The organism is Alkalicoccus luteus (genome assembly GCF_012034335.1).
GTDB lineage: Bacteria > Bacillota > Bacilli > Bacillales > Salisediminibacteriaceae > Alkalicoccus > Alkalicoccus luteus_A.
In genome coordinates, this window is record NZ_JAATHJ010000054.1 from 1 (window position 1) to 5,480 (window position 5,480).

The 5,480-nt window shown below is 49.4% G+C and carries 6 protein-coding genes; 4 read left to right on the forward strand and 2 right to left on the reverse strand.

The features are described from left to right. Positions 1-128: 128 nt before the first annotated feature. The 3 genes from HCN83_RS17715 (at position 129) to HCN83_RS17725 (ending at position 2,966) form a co-directional block, all read left to right on the forward strand. The gene (locus HCN83_RS17715; protein WP_168009728.1) at positions 129-1,094 is read left to right on the forward strand and encodes a bile acid:sodium symporter family protein; all 966 of its coding nucleotides are present in this window, start codon (positions 129-131) and stop codon (positions 1,092-1,094) included. A gap of 199 nt (positions 1,095-1,293) precedes the next feature. Further along, complete coding sequence (locus HCN83_RS17720) at positions 1,294-2,859, forward strand: BCCT family transporter (RefSeq protein WP_168009729.1); 1,566 nt, start codon at positions 1,294-1,296, stop codon at positions 2,857-2,859. Beyond that, on the forward strand, positions 2,826-2,966 hold the full coding sequence (locus HCN83_RS17725; RefSeq protein WP_168009730.1) for a hypothetical protein: 141 nt from the start codon (positions 2,826-2,828) through the stop codon (positions 2,964-2,966). Before HCN83_RS17720 ends, HCN83_RS17725 begins: the two co-directional genes overlap by 34 nt. A 242-nt stretch (positions 2,967-3,208) precedes the next feature. Here the strand turns inward: HCN83_RS17725 and HCN83_RS17730 are convergent, their stop codons facing one another. Then, on the reverse strand, positions 3,209-3,463 hold the full coding sequence (locus tag HCN83_RS17730; RefSeq protein WP_168009731.1) for a hypothetical protein: 255 nt from the start codon (positions 3,461-3,463) through the stop codon (positions 3,209-3,211). A 320-nt stretch (positions 3,464-3,783) separates the two neighbouring features. Beyond that, complete coding sequence (locus HCN83_RS17735; protein WP_168009732.1) at positions 3,784-4,362, reverse strand: TetR/AcrR family transcriptional regulator; 579 nt, start codon at positions 4,360-4,362, stop codon at positions 3,784-3,786. Positions 4,363-4,528: 166 nt separating this feature from the next. Between HCN83_RS17735 and rraA the strand changes: the two genes are divergently transcribed. Then, entirely contained in the window at positions 4,529-5,017 is a 489-nt protein-coding gene (rraA, locus tag HCN83_RS17740) for a ribonuclease E activity regulator RraA (RefSeq protein WP_168009733.1), read from the forward strand. Positions 5,018-5,480: the final 463 nt, after the last annotated feature.

Genomic DNA, 5,480 nt, shown 5'->3' on the forward strand with positions numbered 1-5,480 from the left:
CTCCCAATATCCTCGATCTCCAGGCGAATTCCTAGTAACACGTCTGGTGTATTCAAAAATGCCTGAGAACCCTTGTCTTAGTAGGGTTCCCAGGCATTTCGTTTACCTAGTAACTGTCGAACTCGGGCATGAAAGCCGTTCAGCAAATCGGAGCATTTGTCAGCCGCTACTTTGCTCTGATCGTTCTTGTCGTAGCATTTATTGCGTATTTATCACCGGCCACCTTCACTTGGATCGGAGCGTACATCACCATTCTGCTGGGGATCGTCATGTTCGGCATGGGAACGACGATGAAGCTTGCCGATTTTAAAGTAATCGCGAAGCAGCCGATGCCGGTTGCGATCGGCCTGCTTGCGCAGTTTCTCATTATGCCGCTGACGGCCTTCGGTATTGCCTATCTGTTAAACCTGCCGCCGGAGCTTGCTGCAGGACTCGTCCTCGTCGGGGCCTGTCCTGGCGGGACAGCGTCGAACGTGATGGTCTATCTTTCAAAAGGAGATGTACCGGTATCAGTTGCGATGACAAGCGTGTCGACGATGCTGGCACCGCTGTTCACTCCGCTGATTGTCTTTCTGCTGGCGAATCAATGGCTGCCGGTTGGAGCAGGTGATATGTTTATGTCGATCGTGGAGGTCATTCTGATTCCGATAGCACTCGGGATTTTAGCCGCGAAGTTTTTGCCGGCTGCTGTGGAGAAAGGCCAGGCGGCACTGCCGCTCGTTTCGGTCGGTGCCATTATGCTGATCGTTTCAGGTGTTGTTGCAGCCAATGCTGAAAACATCGTGACTTCCGGTGCTGCTGTTTTTGCAGCCGTTATCCTGCATAACGGGGCTGGACTGGCCCTCGGCTATCTGGCCGCTAAATGGGCCGGACTTGACGAAACCAAGCGCAGGGCGGTTTCCATTGAAACCGGCATGCAAAACTCCGGTCTTGGCGCAGCGCTTGCGACGGCTCATTTCAGTCCGCTGGCAGCTCTGCCGAGTGCAATATTTTCGGTGTGGCACAATATTTCAGGGCCGGCACTTGTATCTTACTGGAGCCGGGGAAAACAGCCGAACAAGGCAGACTTGAACAAACAATCAAGTGTTTCATAGGTATGAAAAAGTGGTTCCGCATAGGCAGCGGAACCACTTTTTTTTTGCAGAAAAACCACGGTAAAAGACATAGATGGCGAAAAATCTCTGTGAGCAGGAGTTCTCAGTTTTCCGCGAAGTGGTTTTAACTAACAGTAAAAAGGAAAACACATAGTTGGAAAGGCTAATTATTTTTATTGAAAGAATAGGAGGATGGGTGATGGAACAGGATAATGACCAGCGACCGGAAGGAAAGCTGATTGATTACAAAATCTTTTTACCGTCGCTACTTATCATCATCGCCATGATCGTGCCGCTTTCGCTTTACGAGGAGCAGGCGCTTGGTGTTCTGGAACATATATTCGATATCATTGTTGCTGTATTTAACTGGGGGTATATTTGGTACGCGATCATCCTGCTTGGAGCGGGGTTATATTTATCCTTTTCCAAGCTGGGCAACGTTGTGCTCGGAGATCCTGCCGAAAAGCCGAGATTTACGCTGTTTGAGTATGCATCTATTCTCATTGCGATGGGACTCGGATCAACGATTATGAGAACCGGTATGGTGGAATGGACGAACGTCGCAAATGATCCGCCGTTCGGCATGGATCCGGGTTCGACGGAAGCGCTGCTGATGGGCAATGCTTACAGCATGTTCATGTGGAGCTTTCAGGTGTTTGCGATTTTCGTCATGGCAGCTCCGGCACTCGGTTACATTCTTCACGTGCGCAAGCGTCCGTTAATGCGCGTGTCAGAAGCCTGCCGCTGCTTGTTCGGCGACCGGTTTACCGATGGACTCGGGGGAAAAGTACTGGATATGATTTTTCTCGTCAGCATCCTTTCCGGTGCAGCCGTAACGCTTGGTCTTGGAACCCCGATTGTGACACATAACCTGTCGCAGCTGTTTAACATAGAAGTCACCTTCACGTTAACGCTTATTATTACGATTCTCTGGGTCATTTTCTTTTCCATCAGTGCCTATGTCGGAATTGACAGGGGGATTAAGCGTCTCAGTACGTTCAACATGTACCTGGCCGGAGGATTTGCCCTGTTTATTATGACAGTCGGGCCTGGTGTCTTTATTTTAAACTACTTTACAGAGAGCTTAAGTACGCTGGCGACAAACTATGTGGACATCTCGCTCTATACAGACTCGCTTGGAGGCGAAGGATCGAGCCATGTACAGAGCAATACTGTATTCTGGTTTGCCTACAGTGCAACCTGGGCAATGCTGCATAGTGTATTTGCGGCCAAAATATCGCAGGGCCGTACGATTAAAGAAATGATTTTAACGTATTTACTGGCCCCGACAGCGATTTCCTGGGCAGCAACAGGTGTACTCGGCGGGCTTGGCGTTCACCGGCACGTAAACGGGGAGATGGAAATTCTCGAGATGGCACAGTCCATGGATGAGATGGCGCTGATTCCGGAAATACTGTCCACGCTGCCATTTGCAACCATTGCCTTGATCGTATTTGCGATTGTCGCCATGATCTTTCTGATTACAACGCTCGATTCGACGACGTATACGATCGCAGCTTATACGAGTACACAGGATATGAGCAAAAACGAGCCATCCCGCATGCTCCGGATTATCGTAGCCGCGATTATTGCAGGTGTTGCTCTCGTGATGATGAGAGTCGGCGGTCTCCCGCCACTTGAAGTGGTTTCCGGGTTAATGGGACTTCCGATCATCATCATTCAGTTCCTGACGATCTGGGCTGCGATCCGTATGATCAAACAGGACGAGGCATGGAAATACAACGTGAGGAAGCGGGACTCGTGATGAATGCGCTGCAAACGATCAAGCGACGCTATGGTGCGACGACTCGTGAACGGGAACGAGCCCGTTTTCAAGTCCGGCGCTTCGGAGAGGCTGCAGCGGTAAAATGACTTATTCCAAAGGAAAGGTTGCGTCATGACAGGCGAACCCGATTCAACGTCGATCAACTGGTTCACAGCAGCTGATGCAAGTAACTTAAGGTGTCGTGATAATGAATAAAGTAACGAATGACCTCGTTAATGTTGTCAAAAGACCAATGCCGATAAACTCGATGATAACTGGTCGCCAGAAAGAAAGCCTGCGGAAATCCTCCGCAGGCTTTCTTTATATGTCTGGCAGCGGTTATCATGTTTTACCGCTTTTCAGATAAGGATTGTTGCATCCTGGCGAGCTCTTTTTCCTGCAAACCTTTTGCAGTTTCAAGCTTGTGCAGATTTCTGTGCACAGCGGCCAGGCGGGTCTGGTACTTCTTCTTAACATGGGCGCTGGAATAGCGCGCCCTGGCATGGACGAGCGCTTCTGCTTTCCGCTTAAGCTGGCGGATGTCCCGCAGAAGGTCTTGATGCTCCGACTCCAGTTTACGGAGCCGTCGTTGGTTTATGTCCAACGTTCATTCCCCCTGATTGCTTGGCAGCAACTGTTTCTAATGATTTAGAAGGAACCGGACAATATTCAGTAGAAGATCTATTCAAGAGAAGTGAAAAAATTGGTTTCTTCCTCATGCGTTTCGATGGCAGGCTGGGCGCCTGCAGGCCAGTCAGTGACGTAAGTGACGGTGGAACGAATGTTCTTATATGACGGGTTAACATCTATTTAACCATATACAGATAGGAAAAACGATACCGAAATTGAAAAATAGGACTAACTTCCGCTTTTTACCGATTTTATTCACAAAAAACCGTGCCACGTAAGCACGGCTTCTCTGTTTTACATTTCCTGAAAGCTTGAGCTTGATCCTGGATGATACCGAAGCAGCATTTTCAGCTCGCTCGTCATCTCAAAAGCATTCTTTTTATAACCGCCGTCCATCCAGTCTGCGATCAGTCCGGCAGCAGCATGTGCATGATACACGGCGAAGCTTTCGGCTACTCCGCTTTCTTCTGCGGCAGATTCTTCTTCCAGCAGCACGCGTTTTAAAAGCAGAATCATTTTCTGGCGAAAGCGCGGCAGTTCTCCGCAGTCTCGCATGACCGCATAGAAGCTTTGCTGCTTTTCCACGTGCTCGATCATGCGGACAGCAACAGAATAGAACGCATGATGCATGACGTCGGTTGTGAGCAGCGGCGGCTGCCGGTAAGCCGAAATCAAATCTTCCATAACGTCCTGCTTCAGCTCGTCCAGCAGTTCTTCAATTGTGCCGTAATGCTGATAAAACGTACTTCGGTTCAAACCTGCACGGTTAACAAGCTCTGTCACTTGAATATGTGTCGGAGCTTTGTGCTCCAACAGTTCGAGCAGTGCTTGTTTCAGGGCCTGCTTCGTCCGCTTAATTCGTATATCCGTCATTTGCGCCTCCTTTCCTGACTGAGGGCTTCTTATTCTAATCTATACCCGTATCTGCAAAGTTTCAGCAGGTAACTTCCCAAAAAATCTCTATTTTCTTTGGAAACAAACAGGAATTATCTGTTTCGTCACGAATCGCAGTAAAAGAATAGAAAAAGGAGGGACCAAGATGAAGCCGGTAACAGATATTTGTGATGAACATGCAGAAGAAGTCCAGACGATGCAGGAGGATCTGGTGCATTACGGGGCCCGCAGGCAATTTTCCGGTCCTGTTCGCACCGTCAGCGTCTTTGAAGATAACGTGCTCGTTAAACGGATGCTGGAAGAAGCGGATGCCGGTACAGTCATCGTCGTAGACGGAGGAGGCCGGGCAGGCCGAACCGCGCTGCTCGGCGATAATCTGGCTGCGATTGGAGCAGAACGGAATATTGCCGGCGTGATTATAAACGGATTTGTGAGGGACGCTGCAGAACTAGTGGATATTGAACTCGGGATTGTCGCCTTGGGAACAAGACCGTGCAGGAGTCATAAAGGCGGGAAAGGGTACTCGGATATTCCTCTCAATATGGCTGGCGTTCTGTGGGAGCCGGGTATGTGGGTGTACGCTGACGAAGACGGTATAGCTGTTCTGCCTGAAAAATCTGCATATGATAAATGAACGTCATAGAAGATAAACGACAGTTATGCAAATTCATGCACTTTCCTAAAAACGAGCCGATGGTTATCGGCTCGTTTGTCAGGCTGTTGAAAAAGTCTTTCAACTTACATGTTTATTCGTTTGGTTGTATTTCCCCTCTGCTTACCGAGCCTGCCGTGGGCTGGCCTTCAGCTATTTCTCAGAGTGACCCCAGTATGAATGGAAGATAGGCACGGCTTCACTCGGACACAGGGTTCTTACAAGAAGCCTTCAAAAGCCAGTCCGGCTCCGCTCGTGCGTTGATGCCGTTCGCAGATCTGAACGGCACGGGATCTTCAGACTGCGCGGCTTCCACTCGCGTCTCCGCCGGACACATCGGGAAAACGGCTCTCCTTGTTGGAGAATAACGTCACAACAGACGCGACTGCTTTTTTACGTTTATCATGATTTCTAGGAAGTACGGACCCCTCTATTCAACATTGAA